Source organism: Xenorhabdus sp. TH1, from assembly GCF_037260955.1.
GTDB classification, from domain to species: domain Bacteria; phylum Pseudomonadota; class Gammaproteobacteria; order Enterobacterales; family Enterobacteriaceae; genus Xenorhabdus; species Xenorhabdus griffiniae.
Genome location: NZ_CP147734.1, coordinates 1480231 through 1497808 on the forward strand (window position 1 = coordinate 1480231; position 17578 = coordinate 1497808).

Sequence of the window (17578 nt, forward strand, 5' to 3'; positions counted from 1 at the left end):
GTATCCATTTTTTCTTGCTGAAGGTCCTCAATTAATCCTCGCTTATTTTGCCAAAATGCTCTTTATTTAATTGAAATAATTTTGTTGCCAACTTGTTATATTGAATGCCGAGGGTGTATATGGAATTAATTACACAATGGTTAGCTGCATTAAACGGGGTAGTATGGGGTGTTCCCATGCTAATTGGGCTTTTGGGTATTGGTATCTTCATGCAAATCCGTTTGTCCTTCTTACCGATCCGTAAATTAGGCACGGGGTTTAAATTACTCTTTCAAAAAAATGAACAACGTGGTGAAGGTCAGATTTCACCTTTTAACGCCCTAATGACTGCATTGTCGGCGACAATCGGGACTGGAAATATCGCAGGAGTGGCGACAGCCATTGTGATGGGCGGGCCGGGAGCAATGTTCTGGATGTGGATGACCGCATTGGTGGGCATGGCGACGAAATATTCGGAAGCGGTTTTGGCGGTACGTTTCCGTGAAACCGATAAAAACGGTAATTACGTTGGCGGCCCGATGTATTACATCAAAAACGGCTTAGGAAAAAAATGGGTTTGGCTGGGAACGCTTTTTGCTTTCTTTGGCAGTATTGCAGGTTTTGGTATCGGCAATACTGTACAAGCTAACTCTGTCGCTGACGTATTGCAAAGTAACTTTGGTATTGAAAAAACCATCACGGCCGGTATCTTGGTCGTTTTGGTTGGTGCCGTGTTAATTGGCGGTATCAAGCGCATTTCTGATGTTGCAGGTAAATTAGTGCCTATTATGACAGTCGGTTACTTTGGGGCAGGGATTGTTGTTTTGGCACTCAATCTTACAGCTATTCCCGATGCTTTTGTTTTAATCGTCAAATCAGCTTTCACTCCCGTTGCGGCGCAGGGGGGATTTGCTGGTGCAGCCGTTTGGGCGGCGATCCGTTTTGGTATTGCCCGTGGTGTCTTCTCTAACGAAGCAGGTATGGGAAGTGCCCCCATTGCCCACGCAGCGGCAAAAACCCAAAACCCCATTCGTCAGGGTTTGATTGCGATGCTGGGAACCTTTATTGATACGATCGTTGTTTGCTCCGTGACAGGCTTAACTATTGTTATTACCGGTGGCTGGCTGACAGGCCAAACAGGCGCAACACTAACCGCAGCCTCCTTCTCAACCGTGATCCCGGGAGGCAACTATATCGTTGCTGTTGCTTTGGCTATTTTCGCCTTTACAACCATTTTGGGATGGAGTTTTTATGGTGAGAAATGTATCCAATATTTATTGGGGCCAAAAGCCATAGTACCTTTCCGTATCGTTTGGATTATCGCGTTACCGATTGGCGCTACTCAGTCGTTAACCTTTGTCTGGTTGCTGGCGGATACCCTTAATGCCATGATGGCGATCCCCAATCTGATAGCAATTGCTTTTCTGAGTCCAGTTGTTTATCGCCTGACGAAAGATCATATTCGTGATGTTAATGCTGATAGTATTAATATTAAGGCACCAGTTAAAACAGATTGAAAAACGGTTTGAGATGGCTGTTATCAGCCATCTCAATTCAAGACAGTTGTCATAATGCTCCAAATACCCCCGCAAATTTTGCAGTGTTCCCGCCATTGAATTTCTAGGCTTTTGTCATGCTTAACACAATTTTATTTGCCCACTCCTAAAGGCAAATTTTCTGCACGTAATCACGAATGTTCACCAAGGAAAGCAGTGGCTGAAGATAGCGATCTCGAAAAAACCGAAGAACCCACGCCCCATAAACGGGAAAAAGCGCGTAAAGAGGGGCAAATAGCGCGTTCTAAGGAACTCACCTCAATCTTGATGTTAGCGGGAGGGGTAAGCCTGCTCTGGATGAGCGGACAATCGATTACCCATGAACTTTCCTTAATGGTGTTTGAAGGATTCAATTTCGACCACAGTATGGTCAGTAACGACAAACAGATGGTGCAACAAGTCGGCCGGTTACTAAAGCAGGCGGTTTGGGCACTACTGCCGATTTTTGTCGGATTGGTATTGATTGCTATTAGTGCGCCAGCATTGATGGGCGGGCTGCTATTCAGTTCAAAATCCATCAAATTTGATTTGGCTAAGCTGAATCCTATCTCTGGTTTGAAAAAAATATTCTCCATGAATGCGCTGGCGGAATTATTCAAAGCTATTTTGAAGGCATCACTAGTGGGAGGTGGTGGTGCTCTGTTTATCTGGCTTAATTGGCCTACTATGCTCAATTTGGCTGCTCAACATCCGTTGATAGCCTTGAGCGATGCCATGATGATGCTGATTTTTGCCAGTTATATTGTCTTATTTATGCTGATACCCATGGTGGCGTTTGATGTGTTTTATCAGATCCGCAGTCACCTGAAAAAATTGAAAATGACTCGTCAGGAGATCAAGGATGAATTTAAGGAGCAAGAAGGGGACCCACATGTAAAGGCAAGAATTCGTCAACAACAGCAAGCGGCTGCGCGTAAGCGCATGATGGCAGATGTGCCGAAGGCGGATGTCATTGTCACCAACCCGACTCATTACGCTGTTGCCTTACAATATGACAGCAAAAAAATGAGTGCCCCCAAAGTGTTGGCAAAAGGGGCAGGGCTCATTGCCTTGCACATTAAAGAAATTGGTATGGAAAATCGCATTCCACTACTGGAGGCCCCCCCTTTGGCACGAGCGTTATTTCGCCATGCTGAGGTAGGTGGTTTTATTCCTGCGGCGCTCTATTCTGCTGTCGCAGAAGTCCTTGCCTGGGTTTACCAATTGAAACGTTGGAAACAGGAAGGTGGTTTGAAACCGAAAAAACCTGAAAATCTGCCAGTGCCGCCAGCACTGGATTTTGCTGGAGAAAATAATCGTCATGGCTAATCTGGCCTCATTATTACGTTTATCGGGGAATATAAAAGGCTCCCAGTGGCAAATGCTTGCGGGGCCTGTTCTGATACTCATGATCTTGTCGATGATGGTACTGCCGTTGCCCGCATTCCTGCTTGATCTACTGTTCACTTTTAACATTGCGCTTTCTATCATGGTCTTGCTGGTGGCCATGTTCACTCGCCGGACATTGGATTTTGCCGCATTCCCGACCATTTTGCTGTTTTCAACTTTACTGCGCCTGTCACTTAATGTGGCTTCCACACGAATTATCCTGATGGAAGGACACACGGGATCTGCCGCGGCAGGGCAAGTCGTGGAAGCCTTTGGTCACTTCCTAGTTGGCGGTAATTTTGCCATCGGTATTGTAGTCTTCGTTATCTTGATCCTGATTAACTTTATGGTCATAACCAAAGGTGCAGGGCGTATTGCAGAAGTTGGTGCACGCTTTGTATTGGATGGAATGCCTGGTAAACAGATGGCGATTGATGCTGATCTGAACGCAGGATTGATCGGCGAAGATGAAGCTAAAAAACGTCGTGCCGAGGTGACACAGGAAGCGGATTTCTACGGTTCAATGGATGGGGCGAGCAAATTTGTACGTGGCGATGCAATTGCTGGATTGATGATATTGGTGATCAACATCATTGGTGGCTTGATCGTTGGTGTTGCCCAACACAATTTGTCTTTGGGGGATGCCGCAGAAGCCTATACCTTGCTAACCATCGGTGATGGCTTGGTTGCTCAGTTACCCGCATTAATTATCTCCACAGCGGCAGGTGTTATCGTAACGCGCGTAGCGACAGATGAAGATGTGGGTCAACAAATGGTGACCCAGCTTTTCAACAATCCAAAGGTAATGATGTTGAGTGCAGGTGTACTCGGTCTGCTTGGATTGGTCCCGGGAATGCCTAACTTCGTTTTCTTGTTATTTACGGCGGCTTTAGCGGGCGTGGGCTATTTCCTACTGCGTAAGGAAAAAAATCCGCTTGTGACACAACATGAAGAGATGAAAGCGGTGGAAGAGCAACAACAAACCGCAGAGGCTTCATGGTCTGATGTACAACTGGAAGATCCACTCGGAATGGAAGTGGGTTATCGTTTGATCCCAATGGTGGACTTCCGCCAAAACGGCGAATTGCTGGGTCGTATTAGCGGTATTCGCAAAAAATTCGCGCAAGAAGTGGGCTATTTGCCACCAGTTGTGCATATTCGTGACAACCTTGAATTGGCGCCCGCCAGCTACCGTATCATGATGAAAGGCGTAGAAATTGGGCGTGGAGAAGCCCATCCGGGACGTTGGTTGGCGATTAATCCGGGCGGTGCTGTAGGTGAATTGCAGGGTGACTTAACGACAGATCCGGCCTTTGGCCTGGCTGCTGTCTGGATTGATGACAGTCTAAGGGAACAGGCGCAGGTGCAAGGTTATACCGTCGTAGCTGCCAGCACAGTTGTTGCGACTCACTTAAACCATTTGCTCTCCCAGCATTCCAGTGAACTGTTTGGAAGACAGGAAGCGCAACAGTTGTTTGAACGCGTCAGTCAGGAAATGCCAAAACTGACAGAGGATTTCATTCCTGATGTGGTAAGCCTGACAACGCTGCATAAAGTTTTGCAAAACTTACTGGCGGAACAAGTGCCAATTCGCGATATGCGTACTATTGTTGAAACACTGGCAGAACATGCTCCAGTACAAAAAGATCCTTACGAATTGACGGCCATGATTCGGATTGCACTTGGCAGGGCGATTGCCCAGCAATGGTTCCCAGGTACAGATGAAATCAAAGTTATTGGTTTGGATGCGGGTTTGGAACGATTGCTGCTGCAAGCACTGCAAAATGGCGGCGGACTGGAGCCGGGTCTGGCGGAAAGTTTGGAACGTCAGGCGGCAGAGGCATTGGAGCGTCAGGAAATGTTGGGGGCGCCACCTGTATTATTGGTCAACCATGCACTGCGTCCGCTATTGTCTCGTTTCTTACGCCGTATACTTCCTCGGTTGGTTGTACTGTCCAACCTTGAAATTACCGATAATCGTCAAATCAGAATGACGGCAACGATTGGGGGAGCAAGATAGCATTGACAACGACCGTATTTTATTAAGAAAAAAATAATAAATATAAGGTGATTGTTTAGCAAAACCCGCCGAAAACCCCCGCCCAATGCGGGCGGGGATATAAGGTGATCACCATATTATAGATTAATCACGCATAATTAATCATTTATCATATAAATATAACAATCTAACCTAAAGATTCGTGTGATTTATCCCTGTGAAGCGAGGAGAAATCACGTTTCATCTAGTGTTGTAAATTGTGACTTGAAGTTTAATACGTATATATAGCGATATTTCTTTAGTTTATTGAGAAGTTTAGTTTGCAATAAATAATAATTATGGTGTATTTGCCAGAATAAATTTTAATTGAAGGTGCAATGATTTTATACCAATAATTAATTAGTAATACAATTTTCAGAATTTTAAATAAATTAAATATATATTATACCAATTGCCTTTCAAGATGCGTTTTATATCTCCCCGCGTAGCGGGGAGATATAAACAATCACATTGATTTGCAAGCGGCAACTTGAAGCTGGATGGGTATATGTGCATAAACGCAAGAGCTGCTTATTTGAGTGATTATGGATAAGGTTTGAGCTTGTTATGTATTGGTTATTATTTGATCTGTTAATCGGAGATCAGAAGTGACTGACAGTATATAACGATCGAAATGGCTACTTTAATAGTTTTTGACTATCAATTTGTTCTAATAAATAGTTAATAACAATTTTAATGACAAAATGAGTTAGTGTATCTTTGCTCCTTTGAAAATAGGGAGTTTATCGTTATTGTTCATACAAAATATTGTTCTAAGTGAAATCCACTATAGCCAAATAATTTTTGCAGATCATAATACGGTGAATGGGTATTTAACCAAATGCTAGTTTTGGTAATTTTTATACATATAATTGTTAACTTGATGGAAAGAATGGAAATTATCAGGTCAGTATTTGGGCTAAAATATATATATGCATTAAACTTCAAGTTGCAATTTACAACACGATATGAAACCTGATTTCTCCCCGCGAAGCGGGGAGAAATCACATGCATCTTGAAGTTAGATTGGTATATAGGAATAAATATATCTCCAATTTCTCTTTTAATCATTAAAAATATAATTATTAAGACTACATAATTTAAAGGACTATATTTATTAAATTCTGAGATGGAATAAATTAAATTTTTAATATTAATTTCTATGGGTTTTAAATCGAAATATAAATTCATTTCGATGGATTCTACACGCATAATATAAATGGAAGAAATAAATGAAGTTATTAATGAAATCAGCTATTGTTGTGACAATTTGGAGTTCTATGATTGTTTCTGCATTTGCTATTAATAACAATGGCAGTATTACTTTTACCGGTAAAGTGACGAAAGGAACATGTTCTACTGCTGTAGCGGGTGATGGTGGTAATGTCACTATGGCTGATGTGGGTGTGGGTGATTTTACAAATACAGGTGATGCTAAAGGTGATACGCCTTTTAAAATTAAACTGAGTGGTTGTAAATCATCGGATAATTCTTCAGTAAAGATTAGATTTACTGGTATTCAAGATCGTGGTAATAGCAAGGTATTAGCGAATACTGCTTCGGGGTCTCCTGCAACAGGGGTTGGCATTGGTATTTATAATAAATCAGGAGAGCAAATCGGAATAGGAGAACCACTTGTAACAGTTGATACCTTAACTACCAGAGATACTTTTAAGGAATTGCAATTTATTGCTAAATATGTAGCGATAAAAGACAAAAATAATATTACATCTGGCTTAGTTCAGGCTAGGGCTGCATTTACAGTAGAATACGACTAACTCTAACTCCTTACATTTCCGTTTTCTTTTTTTATTGTACCTGTGATATTCCCACTGTACTTGGTGGGAATATTTTTTATTTTGAAGTGATGTAGGGATAGGATCGTTATGTCAAAACATTTTTTTATCGGGCTACTATTTATTCTGCCTGTTTTCTTTCTCCCTCCTGTCCACGCTGGAATATCACTGAGTAGTACTCGGGTGATCTATGAATCTTCACAACGTGAAGTTGCTATTGCCGTCATCAACGATAGTCAAGATGATGTATACCTTATTCAATCTTGGGTCGATATGTTTACCCCAACGATTGAATCTTCTGGTCAAAAAGCCCCATTTTTAGTGACACCGCCTTTATTTCGTCTGGATGGTGAGCAGGAAAATCGTTTACGAATTATTTTAATGGATAACACACTGCCACAGGATCGTGAATCTATTTTTTGGTTTAACGTTAAGGCCATTCCTGCCTCGAAAAATGATGAATCAAATCGTTTATTAATCTCGCTGAAAAACCGGATAAAACTCTTTTATCGTCCAAAAGGGTTAACAGAACAACTTGCTGTAACGGCTTATCAGCAGTTGATCTTTTCCCGGCAAGCAGGGCAATTGGTGGTGCAGAATCCTACACCATTTTATGTCTCCTTTTATGACATCAGGCTTGGAAACAGTGTAATACCAGAAGCTGGCATGGTGGCACCCTTTAGCAACCGACAATGGCCGTTACCTATAAGCTCTGGTAATAACATTATCTGGAGAGCCATCAATGATTATGGTGGTATCACTGAGCCCCAATACCAAACATTGTCATCCCTATAATAACCTATCAGTCACAAGACGCTTGGTATCATGAGCTTGATTATTTCTGTTGCCTATAATTGGTTGTTGTTAACGATGACATTGGTGATACCTACTGTTGGGTATTCCAGTGAATATTTCGACCTCAATGCATTGGAAATCGATGATCCGTCTGCTCCGCTACCTGATTTAAGTTATTTTGCCGAAAAAGGGGGCAGTGCGCCAGGAACATATAGAGTTGCTGTCCGTGTTAATGATCAGGACAAAGGCACACAGGATATCCAATTTGTGATAGGGGCAGAAAAAAAACTGCAACCTGTCTTATCGGTTCAACAATTAGTTGACTGGGGAGTCAATGTATCTGCTTTCCCTGGTTTGAAACCAGAAGATCAATTTTCTGATTTACCTAATGTTATTCCTTATGCCAGTGCATCATTACAACTGAGCCAGCAAACCCTATTGGTTACCATTCCTCAGGCGGAGATGGTAACGATAGCGAGCGAAGCGATTGATTCATCACTTTGGCAGCAAGGAGAATCGGCACTATGGATCAGTTATGATTTGAATGGAACTAACACTTGGAGTAAAAACGACTCTAGTACGAATAATTTCTATATGAATTTACGTAGTGGCTTTAATTGGGGAAGTTGGCGTTTACGAAATTATTCCACCTACTATCGGAATTTTGGGAGAAACAATAGTGATAAACCCCATTGGGAAAATTTGAGTACATCTTTGCAGCGAGATATTCATACCCTAAAAAGCCAGCTTGTAGTTGGTGAGACCAATACACAAGGGGATCTGTTTAACGGATTTGCTTTTCGGGGGATCACCTTGATGTCGGATGATAACATGCTGCCAGATAGCCAGCGGGGATTTGCCCCAGTGGTACGAGGGATCGCAGAAAGTAACGCGCAGATCACTGTTCGTCAAAACGGGTATATCATTTATCAGGCTAATGTTCCGCCCGGCGCTTTTGTTATTGATGACCTTTATCCAACCTCTTCTGGGGGAAATTTGGATATCGTAATTCGGGAAGCAGATGGCCGTGAGCGCCATTTTGTTCAACCATTTTCATCAATTCCTGTGATGTTGAGGGAAGGGAATTTAAAATACAATTTTACGGTAGGAGAATACCGTAATTTGCACGCAGATGCCCATCAGCCATTCTTTATGCAAAGCGAGGTTTATTACGGTCTGCCATATGCAACAACCCTGTATGGCGGTCTGTTATTGTCTGCGAAATATCAAGCATATGCAGTTGGTATAGGATATAGCCTTGGTTGCTGGGGATCGCTGGCGTTTGATATCACACAGTCGCAGGTTGATATTATCAATCAAGGTCAACAACGGGGTTGGGTCTATCGGGCACAGTATGCTAAAGACTTTGAACAAACTGGAACGAATTTTTCCCTGACAAATTATTATTACCCTTCACCCCATTTTTACGAATTTCAGGACGCCAATAACAGGGGGGTGTTCGATGAGCCATCACATCAAAATAAACATAAATTTCAATTCACACTGAGCCAAAGTTTGTCGGATTATGGCAGCCTCTATTTTTCTGGCTATGTGCAGAATGATTGGGAAAGCAGAGGTACTAGCCGCAATTTGGATGTGGGATATAGCGTAAATTATTCCAATATTCATTACACCCTGAATTACGTTCAAAACAGGAATGCCGGCGATTCAATGGTTGATAACCAACTGGCATTCAATATACAGATCCCGTTTGAGCGGGGGCTACCAGGTAGCTGGGCAACTTATAGCATCAATCATAATCGCCGTGGCGATATTAACCAGTCAATTGGCTTGGGGGGTACGGCTTTAGATGGATTGAATTACTCCCTGCAACAGAGTCACAGTAATGACGGTCAAGGCACTAGCAGTAATATAAGCCTTAACTATAAAGGCCGTTATGGGGTGTTATCTGGCGGATATCACTCTGGTAATAACGCACAACAGATCAATTATGGCCTTAGAGGGGGGATGGTTGCCCATCGCTATGGCTTGACTTTATCGCAACCGCTGGGGGAGACGATTGTTTTGGTCAAAACATCTGGAGCTACCGGCATTAAGGTTACTGGTTATGGCGGTGTTGAAACTGATGGACAAGGTTATGCTGTATTGCCTTATGTTAGCCCTTATCATCGTAATCGTATCGCTCTGTCACCGGATTCTTTTGGGGAAGGTGTGGAGATTGGAACCAATATCCAGACTGTTATTCCAACACAGGGAGCCATGGTTTTGGCTGACTTCCAGACATGGCTCGGTCGCAGGGTATTGTTCACTTTGACTTATCAGGGTAACCCTATCCCTTTTGGCGCAATAGCGACTATGAATGGAGAAAACACCTTTCGTTCTACTGCAAATCACAGCATCGTTGGTAACGGGGGAGAAGTTTATTTCGGTGGTGTGCCAGAACAAGGTCAGCTTTCGGTTCAATGGGGGAGTGGGCAGTTTGAGCAATGTAAAGCACGTTTTCTTTTGCCGAAAAGTAAGGCAATGGTGATTTCAACAAAGGTCGATTGTTATCCATAAAAGTAAATCATCATAGTTTTTCGGATGAACAACATAACAATAAGTTATATAAGGGATGACTTGTGAATGTATCAATTCCTTCATGGTTACTATTGGTAGCCATATTTTTATCCTCCTGTGCGGGATATGCTTATACTGATGTCTCTTGTACAGCACCTTCTCAAACATTGAGTTCATATAAGATATCACTGCCAGTAGATGTACCTGTAGATCAAGAGCTGGAAAAATCGAATGATAGATTGAGAATGGATGCGAGTCCTGTGATTGTTTGTCAAGGGAAGTCTTTGCACAAGACTGAGGCTGTTCTTGGTATCAAGGCATATGGAGTACCGTCAAAAATGATTAATGGCCGGAGAATTTTTCGTTTGGGTAATAGTGGTATTGGGTACGCAATTAGAGGCCTGACCGGGGATCCTAGTGATAGAAAATACATTCGGGGAAATAATAATAGTACGGCACTTAAAACTGTCGCTTTGCGAGATCAAGGTGGAAGAATGAGTGTTGGAATTGCACTTGTATTTTACCGTATAGGTCAAGTAAAACCTGGTCAATACCCTTCCCAGCCTGTGGCAACCGCGACGGTAACACTACGAAATCCTGGTGAAAGCGGTTCAAATAAATATAGTGAAATAGGGCGGTTCAGCACCGGCAATATAGTCGTTGAATCACGCTCTTGTGCCTTTGATAACAATTCAATTCCTGTCACATTAGAACCGATAACGAGTATGCAATTACCTAGAGTGGGTTCCACCGCAGCGGAAAAGGCATTTGATATACCTTTAAATTGTCATGCACATATCAAAGTTAATATGCTTTTACAGGCTGGTTCTCAAGGAGCGTATAATCTCCAAAACGGAATTATTAAACTTAATCCTAGTGCCAATGCAGCCAGGGGGATTGGTATTCAAATTTTAGATGGTAAAAAAGCAACGCCTGTTCCCCTTGGAAAGAAAATTGAATATATAGAAACTCGGGCAGAAGGACCTATCAATATTCCTTTAAAAGCGCGTTATTATCGGTATGGTAACGTTAAGGAAGGGATAGTTAATGCAACAGCGACATTCACGATGAGTTATGAGTAATTCCCATTTATAATCTTTCGAATTATTTGTTACTCATTTTAACCTCCTGGAAAGAGAGTGTTCTTGATCTTAATATTGGTATTGGATTATTTTGATTTGAAATATCACTAATTGATTATATAACGAGAATCATTATCTTTTTATAGAAAAAGAGAGAGTCACACAGAAACAGACCCCTTATCAATTACCAATAAACCAAGAGGTCTGTAGGACTTACTGCTTAAGTAGTAATCGAATAATCAAACGCTGATCTTGTGACCGGATAGCGCTGAATGATGACGGGATTGGCCGTCTGCACCATAGAGAGAAGGGCTATGGTGAATTTTCAGAAAAGCGATAGCTTTACTGTTCAATTCAATATGTTGTTCCAGTAAAAATCCGTTATGCGAATTTAAGTCACGAATATGTTCAACAGATTGGTTAACTTGACTCCATAATACTGTGAGCCTTTCATAGCCAGTATAAGGAGCTTTTATTTTTAGTGTTTCATTTAATTGCAGGCGTTTTCGTTCAGCGTGATCGAGTGCTGAAAGCAAAAATGTCTTTTTTTCTGTTACGCTATGTAATTGATTTACTTCAATAAAGCCTTCGCTTAGTATGCGCTGTTCTTCTGCCATAGTTTGCGAAAGCGAATTTAAGTGCACGTTTTGCTGTTCAAGCAATAGTTGAAGTTCTTCCATTTATTATGGCTCTTTATGATTTTGATGTTTATTTATCATATTCCATGTTTTCAAGGGCCTCTTTAAATAGAGCATCAGCAATTTTACCGCTGTCCATCGTTAGGGTTCCCTTTGCAATGGCTTCTTTCAATTGTTGTACTTTCTGGATATTAATATCCTGGCTGCTTGGCTGGACGAGCTTTTTCTGCGCTTCGCTCAGCTTAACTTGTGTATCTGCGCTTTTTTCTGCAACAGCGACAATTCTGCGAGTGCTCTGAGCACTTTCATTGGCATTACGCTGCTGTAAAGCAGCCATAGCCAGTAGAGGTTGAGTGCGTTCAATACTCATAATCGTAATCCTTTAATCAGGCATTATTTATTTCTTAGGTATCAGGCGATATACCGCTGGCATGCCTGTAAATCATGGTCTGTTGGTTATATCGGCGTAAAGAAATAAAACTTTAGCCATTTATAACATCATTTTTACACTACCATTTTCTTGAGCTTTACCAGTAATAACCCGTCCAGAACTTAGGCGTACACGGATATTATCAAAACTCGCGGCATTGTTAATCGCTTTTCCTTCGTAACGCACTTGAAAATGGTGTCCATCTACTGTGACGACTACATTTTGCCCAGCTTTAATTACCCATGGACGCCGGATCATATTGCGTTTGATGAATTGTCCAGCAGGGATATTACGAAGCGCAATACTATTTTGTATGGTTTTCTTGTTACGGATTATGTCGCTTGGCAGCTTATCTAAGGAGCCTATTTTTACTTGAAAATCTTTTTCTGTCAGGACCGCATTGCGGTTAATAGCTCGCTTAGAAACCAAATAAGGGCCGATGACATTGACGTAGACTTGAATAAAATGGCGTTTCTGACCACAAGTTACAGGAACAGAAATGTTACCCCAATTTTTGTTGTTAAGTAACGGTTGCATTTCAGGCTGCTCGCAAATTGGCCATTGTTGCTCAGGTGTTTTGATTTTTACTGAAACTTTATGGTTTGATGTGCGATGGATCTGCCTGAAATAGTCATCTATTAATTGCGGTAAGTGATTTCCCCAAGCCAAAGAACAGCCAAAAACAAAAAATAGCTTAAGGAAAAAGGCAAATAACCCGATAAACTTTAATACAGGCATTTCATCACCTTAAATCCCGTTAGTCAGCCATGATTTAAAAAATATTCAGCATCTGTTGGATGTTAGTAGTGTAACTCGATTGATTATTCGTTAATGGGATAAATAGCAATTCAATTTGTTTCTATTCTTCGAATTACCTTTTTCTTCTCCGTTTATTCTGTTATCTGCTTGGGGCTTATCCCCGACAGAACAAATCCGAGGGAGGAATATGCTCGATAAATTAGATGCCGCTTTTCAATTTCGACAAGAAGCGCTGGTACTCCGTAATCAGCGGCAGGAAATTTTGTCTGCCAACATTGCTAATGCGGATACCCCCGGCTATCAGGCGCGTGATATCGATTTTGCTGCTCAATTACAAAAAGTCATGGCACATGGTCGTGTAACGGGGAATGGAATTGGGCTATCTCTGACTTCCGATCGACATATTCCCGTCCAGCCTCAAAAACGTCTGGAGATGGATCTGCTATATCGTGTGCCATCCCAGACAGCAATGGATGGAAATACCGTTGACATGGATATGGAACGCAGCAATTTCGCAGATAACAGCCTGAAATATCAGGCCGAACTTACTATGACGAATGCGCAAATCAAAAGCATGATGTCAGTTCTACAGTCACAAGGATAATGGGAATGTCTCTACTCAGTATTTTTGATATTGCCAGCTCCGCGCTTTCTGCCCAGTCCCAGCGACTGAATGTCAGCGCCAGTAATATGGCGAATGCCGACAGTGTTGCGGGGCCGGATGGAGAGCCATATCGAGCCAAGCAAGTGGTCTTCCGTGTTGCCGCCCCCGCAGGCCAAGAGGTTGGCGGCGTTCGCGTTAGCGAAGTTGTGGATGATCCTTCACCGTTCCGTCTTGAATATCAACCGGGTCATCCGCTGGCTGATGAAAAAGGCTATGTACGTATGCCGAATGTGGATGTCGTTGGAGAAATGGTTAATACCATCTCGGCTTCCCGTAGCTATCAGGCAAACGTTGAAGTACTTAATACCACCAAATCCATCATGTTGAAAACGCTGACACTGGGCCAGTAACAGGAATATCGTTATGGGAATGACCACTTCAATTAATGAATCATTGGATAATTCAGCAATCAGTGAACTGTCTAAGTTTACCAACCAAAAACCGCAAAATAGTGGTGATATCAAAGATAGCTTTTTGAATATATTGGTGGCTCAGCTTAAAAACCAAGACCCCACTAATCCAATGCAAAACAGTGAGTTGACTTCACAGATTGCCCAGATCAGTACTGTTGAAGGTATTGAGAAACTCAATAAAACGCTGGGTTCCATTGTCGGGCAAATGGACAGCAACCACGTGATGCAAACGACAGCACTGATTGGTCGAGGTGTCATGGTTCCTGGCAATGAGATTTTGGTGGGTTCCAGCGCAGATCCTATTGGCTTTGAACTGAACCGACCCGCTGATATCGTCAAAGTGACTATCAAAGATAAAAGTGGCGCAGTCGTTCGCGAGATGGAATTCAATAAAGTCGATCCCAATGCATTCGAATATTTGGGTGCTGGTGTACACAGCTTCAGATGGGATGGTAAAGACGCAGAAGGCAATGCCGTAGAACAAGGCGCTTATCATTTCAGTGTTTCCGCAAGCCAACAGGATCAAGCGTTGATGGTCAATTCCCTGAGATATGCCAAGGTTGAAGGCATAGTGCGGCAGGAGAATAGCGCTCAATTGGATTTAGGGCTGATGGGTGCGGTAAACATGGGCGAAGTTCGTCAGATTCTTTAATTAAACGGAGGACATATGGCTTTTTCACAAGCGGTCAGTGGCTTAAATGCCGCAGCAAGCAACTTAGACGTTATTGGTAATAATATCGCAAACTCGTCAACCTATGGATTTAAATCCAGTTCAGTGGCTTTTGCAGATTTGTTCAGTGGTTCAGATGTTGGATTGGGTGTCAAGGTTTCGGGCATGGTGCAGAACTTTAAGGATGGTTCTATCACCAAAACCAACGATCAATTGCATATGGCGATCACGCAGGGCGGTTTTTTCCGTATGCAAGATACCAACGGGAATATTTTTTATTCCCGCAATGGTCAATTTAAAATGGATGCCGATCGTAATGTGATCGATATGCAGGGAATGAAATTGACAGGTTATCCCGCCATTCAAGGCAAAGAAGGGCCTGAAATTCAACAGGGCGCGGCACCTGAGCCGATTACGATTCCAACCAATATGCTGACGGCCAAGGCGACGACAGAAGTCGCTATGACGGCTAACCTGAATTCGATGCATAACCAGATCGAAAAAACGCCAAATTATAAATTTGATCCAAGTAACAAAGAGACTTTTAACTACAGCTCCGGTATTTCGATATACGACAGTCTTGGTAATGAACACAATATCAATGTGTTTTTTGTCAAGACAGGTGTTGTTAATAAAAATGAAGGTAAGGCCGGGCCAGAAAACTGGGTAACTCAGTGGGATATTCATGCCCTCGATACTTCTGTTAAAGACGCAAAATCTGAATCATTAGGTAGTGTCGAATTTAATGGTAATGGCCAACTGGTGAAAGATGAAAACAAATTTTCTTTCGGGATGAAATCTTTGAATGGTTCTGAGCCGGCACAAGTCGCTTTTAATTTTAATGGCAGCAAACAGCAAAGAGTCAAAGAAGACTCCATTTCTAACCAGAAGCAAGATGGTTATGCGGCCGGCCACTTTACCAACTACCAGGTTGAGAGTGATGGCAAAATTTACGGCCTTTATTCTAACGAGCAGAAACAAGTGTTGGGACAAGTCGTACTGGCGAACTTCTCCAACCCAGCAGGCTTGGCTTCACAAGGTGATAACGTTTGGATAGAAACCGGTGCATCCGGTAGCCCAGTGGTGGGTACTGCGGGTTCAGGTAATTTCGGTAAATTGATCAGTAGCTCATTGGAAGCATCAAACGTTGATATGAGCCAGGAGCTGGTCAGTATGATCGTCGCCCAGCGTAATTACCAATCTAACGCCCAAACCATCAAGACGCAGGATCAAATTCTGCAAACTCTGGTCAGCATGCGTTAATAGGCTCAGGCGGATAGCTTTATGGATCACGTCATTTATACCGCTATGGGAGCTGCGCGCCAGACACTGGAGCATCAGGCTATCACAACCCATAATCTGGCCAATGCGTCAACACCAGGCTTTAAAGCCCAGCTTGCTGCACTGCGTGCCGTGCCAGTTGAAGGTGAAACTTTGCCGACACGTTCGCTGGTTGTTGCTTCTACCCCTGGCGCAGATAGCCGTCAGGGGCCGATGAATTATACCTCCCGTCCGTTAGATGTGGCAGTCGGACAAGGTGGCTATTTGGCTGTTCAGCTTGAAGATGGGACAGAAGCCTATACCCGCAATGGTAACATCCAAATTTCACCTGAAGGACAACTGATGGTGCAGGGGCGCATGTTGATGGGCGAAAACGGGCCGATTGATGTTCCGCCGCAGGCTGAATTAACCATTGCAAAAGATGGTGCCATTTCTGCTTTGATTGCCAGTGATCCGCCCACTTTGCTGGGTCAGATTGGCAAGCTGAAAATCGTCAAACCAGAAGCTAACCAAGTGGTGCGGGGCGATGATGGTTTGTTCCATTTAACGCCACAGGCACGGGAACTACAGGGCAATGAATTGGCGGCCAGCACCGAAGTGAAAGTTATGCCGGGTGTACTGGAAGGCAGCAATGTGAATCCAGTAGAAAGCATGGTGAACATGATAGCCAACGCGCGTCGCTTTGAAATGCAAATGAAAGTCATACACAGTTCCGATGAAAATGCGCAGCGGGCTAACCAAATTCTCGCTATGAGCTAATCGGGGGGATAAGTTCATGATCCGATCTTTATGGATTGCCAAGACTGGGCTGGATGCTCAGCAAACCAATATGGATGTTGTTGCCAATAACCTGGCAAACGTCAACACCAATGGCTTTAAACGCCAGCGTGCAGTGTTTGAAGATTTGCTTTACCAAACCGAGCGTCAGCCGGGTGCCATGTCATCTGAACAGACCAATCTGCCGTCAGGGTTGCAGATTGGTACGGGGGTTCGCCCAGTTGCGACAGAGCGGCTGCATAGCCAGGGTAATCTGGTGCAAACCAATAGTAGCAATGATGTGGCAATTGAAGGGCGAGGTTTTTTCCAGATCCAGATGCCTGACGGCACAATGGGTTATACCCGTGATGGTTCATTTCAGAAGGATCAGAATGGTCAGTTGGTGACTGCGGGTGGTTTTCCGGTTATGCCTGCCATTATCATGCCAGACAACGCCACTAAACTCAGTATTTCCCGTGATGGGATTGTCAGTGTATATGTACAGGGACAGGGACAAGCTGCCCCTCAACAGGTTGGACAACTTACTCTGACTACGTTCATCAATGAAAGTGGTTTAGAAAGCATTGGTGAGAACTTGTATTTGGAAACCAACAGTTCCGGTGTACCTGTAGAAAATATACCAGGCATCAATGGTGCTGGAATAATTCGTCAAAATTTTGTCGAAACGTCTAACGTCAATGTGGCGGAAGAGTTAGTTAATATGATTCAGGTTCAGCGAGCCTATGAAATCAACAGCAAAGCAGTATCGACCTCTGATCAAATGCTGCAAAAACTGACTCAGTTGTAACCTAACCGTTAATGGTGGAGGGATC

The 17578-nt window shown here is 43.0% G+C and carries 16 protein-coding genes; 13 read left to right on the top strand and 3 right to left on the bottom strand.

Going from position 1 to position 17578, the window contains the following annotated elements; genetic code table 11:
* Positions 1 to 119 precede the first annotated feature (119 nt).
* The 7 genes from WDV74_RS06650 (at position 120) to WDV74_RS06680 (ending at position 11134) form a co-directional block, all read left to right on the top strand.
* The gene (locus tag WDV74_RS06650; RefSeq protein ID WP_338885224.1) at positions 120 to 1496 is read left to right on the top strand and encodes a sodium:alanine symporter family protein; all 1377 of its coding nucleotides are present in this window, start codon (positions 120 to 122) and stop codon (positions 1494 to 1496) included.
* Between the two features lie 195 nt (positions 1497 to 1691).
* A complete protein-coding gene (gene flhB, locus WDV74_RS06655) occupies positions 1692 to 2843 on the top strand; it encodes a flagellar biosynthesis protein FlhB (RefSeq protein ID WP_338885225.1) in 1152 nt (383 codons plus the stop codon).
* The gene (gene flhA, locus WDV74_RS06660) at positions 2836 to 4923 is read left to right on the top strand and encodes a flagellar biosynthesis protein FlhA (protein WP_338885226.1); all 2088 of its coding nucleotides are present in this window, start codon (positions 2836 to 2838) and stop codon (positions 4921 to 4923) included. Before flhB ends, flhA begins: the two co-directional genes overlap by 8 nt.
* A 1250-nt stretch (positions 4924 to 6173) precedes the next feature.
* A complete protein-coding gene (locus WDV74_RS06665) occupies positions 6174 to 6719 on the top strand; it encodes a fimbrial protein (protein ID WP_338885227.1) in 546 nt (181 codons plus the stop codon).
* A 108-nt stretch (positions 6720 to 6827) separates the two neighbouring features.
* Entirely contained in the window at positions 6828 to 7532 is a 705-nt protein-coding gene (locus WDV74_RS06670) for a molecular chaperone (protein WP_338885228.1), read from the top strand.
* Positions 7533 to 7562: 30 nt separating this feature from the next.
* Positions 7563 to 10052 carry a fimbria/pilus outer membrane usher protein gene (locus WDV74_RS06675; RefSeq protein WP_338885229.1) on the top strand — a complete coding sequence of 830 codons (2490 nt, stop codon included), beginning with the start codon at positions 7563 to 7565 and terminating at the stop codon, positions 10050 to 10052.
* Between the two features lie 62 nt (positions 10053 to 10114).
* Positions 10115 to 11134: a fimbrial protein gene (locus WDV74_RS06680; protein WP_338885230.1), complete on the top strand. Its 1020-nt coding sequence runs from the start codon at positions 10115 to 10117 to the stop codon at positions 11132 to 11134.
* Positions 11135 to 11373: 239 nt separating this feature from the next.
* Here WDV74_RS06680 and flgN read toward each other — a convergent pair whose 3' ends face one another.
* The 3 genes from flgN to flgA form a co-directional block, all read right to left on the bottom strand.
* Complete coding sequence (flgN, locus tag WDV74_RS06685; protein WP_338885231.1) at positions 11374 to 11814, bottom strand: flagellar export chaperone FlgN; 441 nt, start codon at positions 11812 to 11814, stop codon at positions 11374 to 11376.
* 28 nt (positions 11815 to 11842) lie between these two features.
* Entirely contained in the window at positions 11843 to 12142 is a 300-nt protein-coding gene (flgM, locus tag WDV74_RS06690) for a flagellar biosynthesis anti-sigma factor FlgM (RefSeq protein ID WP_338885232.1), read from the bottom strand.
* Positions 12143 to 12262: 120 nt separating this feature from the next.
* Complete coding sequence (gene flgA, locus WDV74_RS06695; protein WP_338885233.1) at positions 12263 to 12940, bottom strand: flagellar basal body P-ring formation chaperone FlgA; 678 nt, start codon at positions 12938 to 12940, stop codon at positions 12263 to 12265.
* 208 nt (positions 12941 to 13148) lie between these two features.
* On the opposite strand from flgA, the gene flgB reads away from it, so the two are divergent.
* Genes flgB through flgG form a run of 6 tightly spaced genes read left to right on the top strand, consistent with a single transcriptional unit; the run spans position 13149 to position 17553 of the window.
* Complete coding sequence (gene flgB, locus WDV74_RS06700) at positions 13149 to 13565, top strand: flagellar basal body rod protein FlgB (RefSeq protein WP_338885234.1); 417 nt, start codon at positions 13149 to 13151, stop codon at positions 13563 to 13565.
* 5 nt (positions 13566 to 13570) lie between these two features.
* On the top strand, positions 13571 to 13975 hold the full coding sequence (gene flgC / locus WDV74_RS06705) for a flagellar basal body rod protein FlgC (protein WP_047770689.1): 405 nt from the start codon (positions 13571 to 13573) through the stop codon (positions 13973 to 13975).
* Positions 13976 to 13988: 13 nt separating this feature from the next.
* Complete coding sequence (locus WDV74_RS06710) at positions 13989 to 14690, top strand: flagellar hook assembly protein FlgD (RefSeq protein ID WP_338885235.1); 702 nt, start codon at positions 13989 to 13991, stop codon at positions 14688 to 14690.
* 15 nt (positions 14691 to 14705) lie between these two features.
* The gene (gene flgE / locus WDV74_RS06715; RefSeq protein WP_338885236.1) at positions 14706 to 15971 is read left to right on the top strand and encodes a flagellar hook protein FlgE; all 1266 of its coding nucleotides are present in this window, start codon (positions 14706 to 14708) and stop codon (positions 15969 to 15971) included.
* Between the two features lie 21 nt (positions 15972 to 15992).
* On the top strand, positions 15993 to 16748 hold the full coding sequence (locus tag WDV74_RS06720; RefSeq protein ID WP_338885237.1) for a flagellar basal body rod protein FlgF: 756 nt from the start codon (positions 15993 to 15995) through the stop codon (positions 16746 to 16748).
* Positions 16749 to 16764: 16 nt separating this feature from the next.
* On the top strand, positions 16765 to 17553 hold the full coding sequence (gene flgG, locus WDV74_RS06725) for a flagellar basal-body rod protein FlgG (protein ID WP_338885238.1): 789 nt from the start codon (positions 16765 to 16767) through the stop codon (positions 17551 to 17553).
* Positions 17554 to 17578: the final 25 nt, after the last annotated feature.

Coding starts and splice junctions, on each gene's coding strand:
- flgA (WP_338885233.1), bottom strand. CDS start 12,940: ATGCCTGTATTAAAGTTTATCGGGTTATTTGCCTTTTTCCTTAAGCTA.
- flgC (WP_047770689.1), top strand. CDS start 13,571: ATGTCTCTACTCAGTATTTTTGATATTGCCAGCTCCGCGCTTTCTGCC.
- WDV74_RS06720 (WP_338885237.1), top strand. CDS start 15,993: ATGGATCACGTCATTTATACCGCTATGGGAGCTGCGCGCCAGACACTG.
- flgB (WP_338885234.1), top strand. CDS start 13,149: ATGCTCGATAAATTAGATGCCGCTTTTCAATTTCGACAAGAAGCGCTG.
- flgG (WP_338885238.1), top strand. CDS start 16,765: ATGATCCGATCTTTATGGATTGCCAAGACTGGGCTGGATGCTCAGCAA.
- WDV74_RS06665 (WP_338885227.1), top strand. CDS start 6,174: ATGAAGTTATTAATGAAATCAGCTATTGTTGTGACAATTTGGAGTTCT.
- WDV74_RS06710 (WP_338885235.1), top strand. CDS start 13,989: ATGGGAATGACCACTTCAATTAATGAATCATTGGATAATTCAGCAATC.
- flhA (WP_338885226.1), top strand. CDS start 2,836: ATGGCTAATCTGGCCTCATTATTACGTTTATCGGGGAATATAAAAGGC.
- WDV74_RS06670 (WP_338885228.1), top strand. CDS start 6,828: ATGTCAAAACATTTTTTTATCGGGCTACTATTTATTCTGCCTGTTTTC.
- flgM (WP_338885232.1), bottom strand. CDS start 12,142: ATGAGTATTGAACGCACTCAACCTCTACTGGCTATGGCTGCTTTACAG.
- WDV74_RS06675 (WP_338885229.1), top strand. CDS start 7,563: ATGAGCTTGATTATTTCTGTTGCCTATAATTGGTTGTTGTTAACGATG.
- flgE (WP_338885236.1), top strand. CDS start 14,706: ATGGCTTTTTCACAAGCGGTCAGTGGCTTAAATGCCGCAGCAAGCAAC.
- flgN (WP_338885231.1), bottom strand. CDS start 11,814: ATGGAAGAACTTCAACTATTGCTTGAACAGCAAAACGTGCACTTAAAT.
- WDV74_RS06650 (WP_338885224.1), top strand. CDS start 120: ATGGAATTAATTACACAATGGTTAGCTGCATTAAACGGGGTAGTATGG.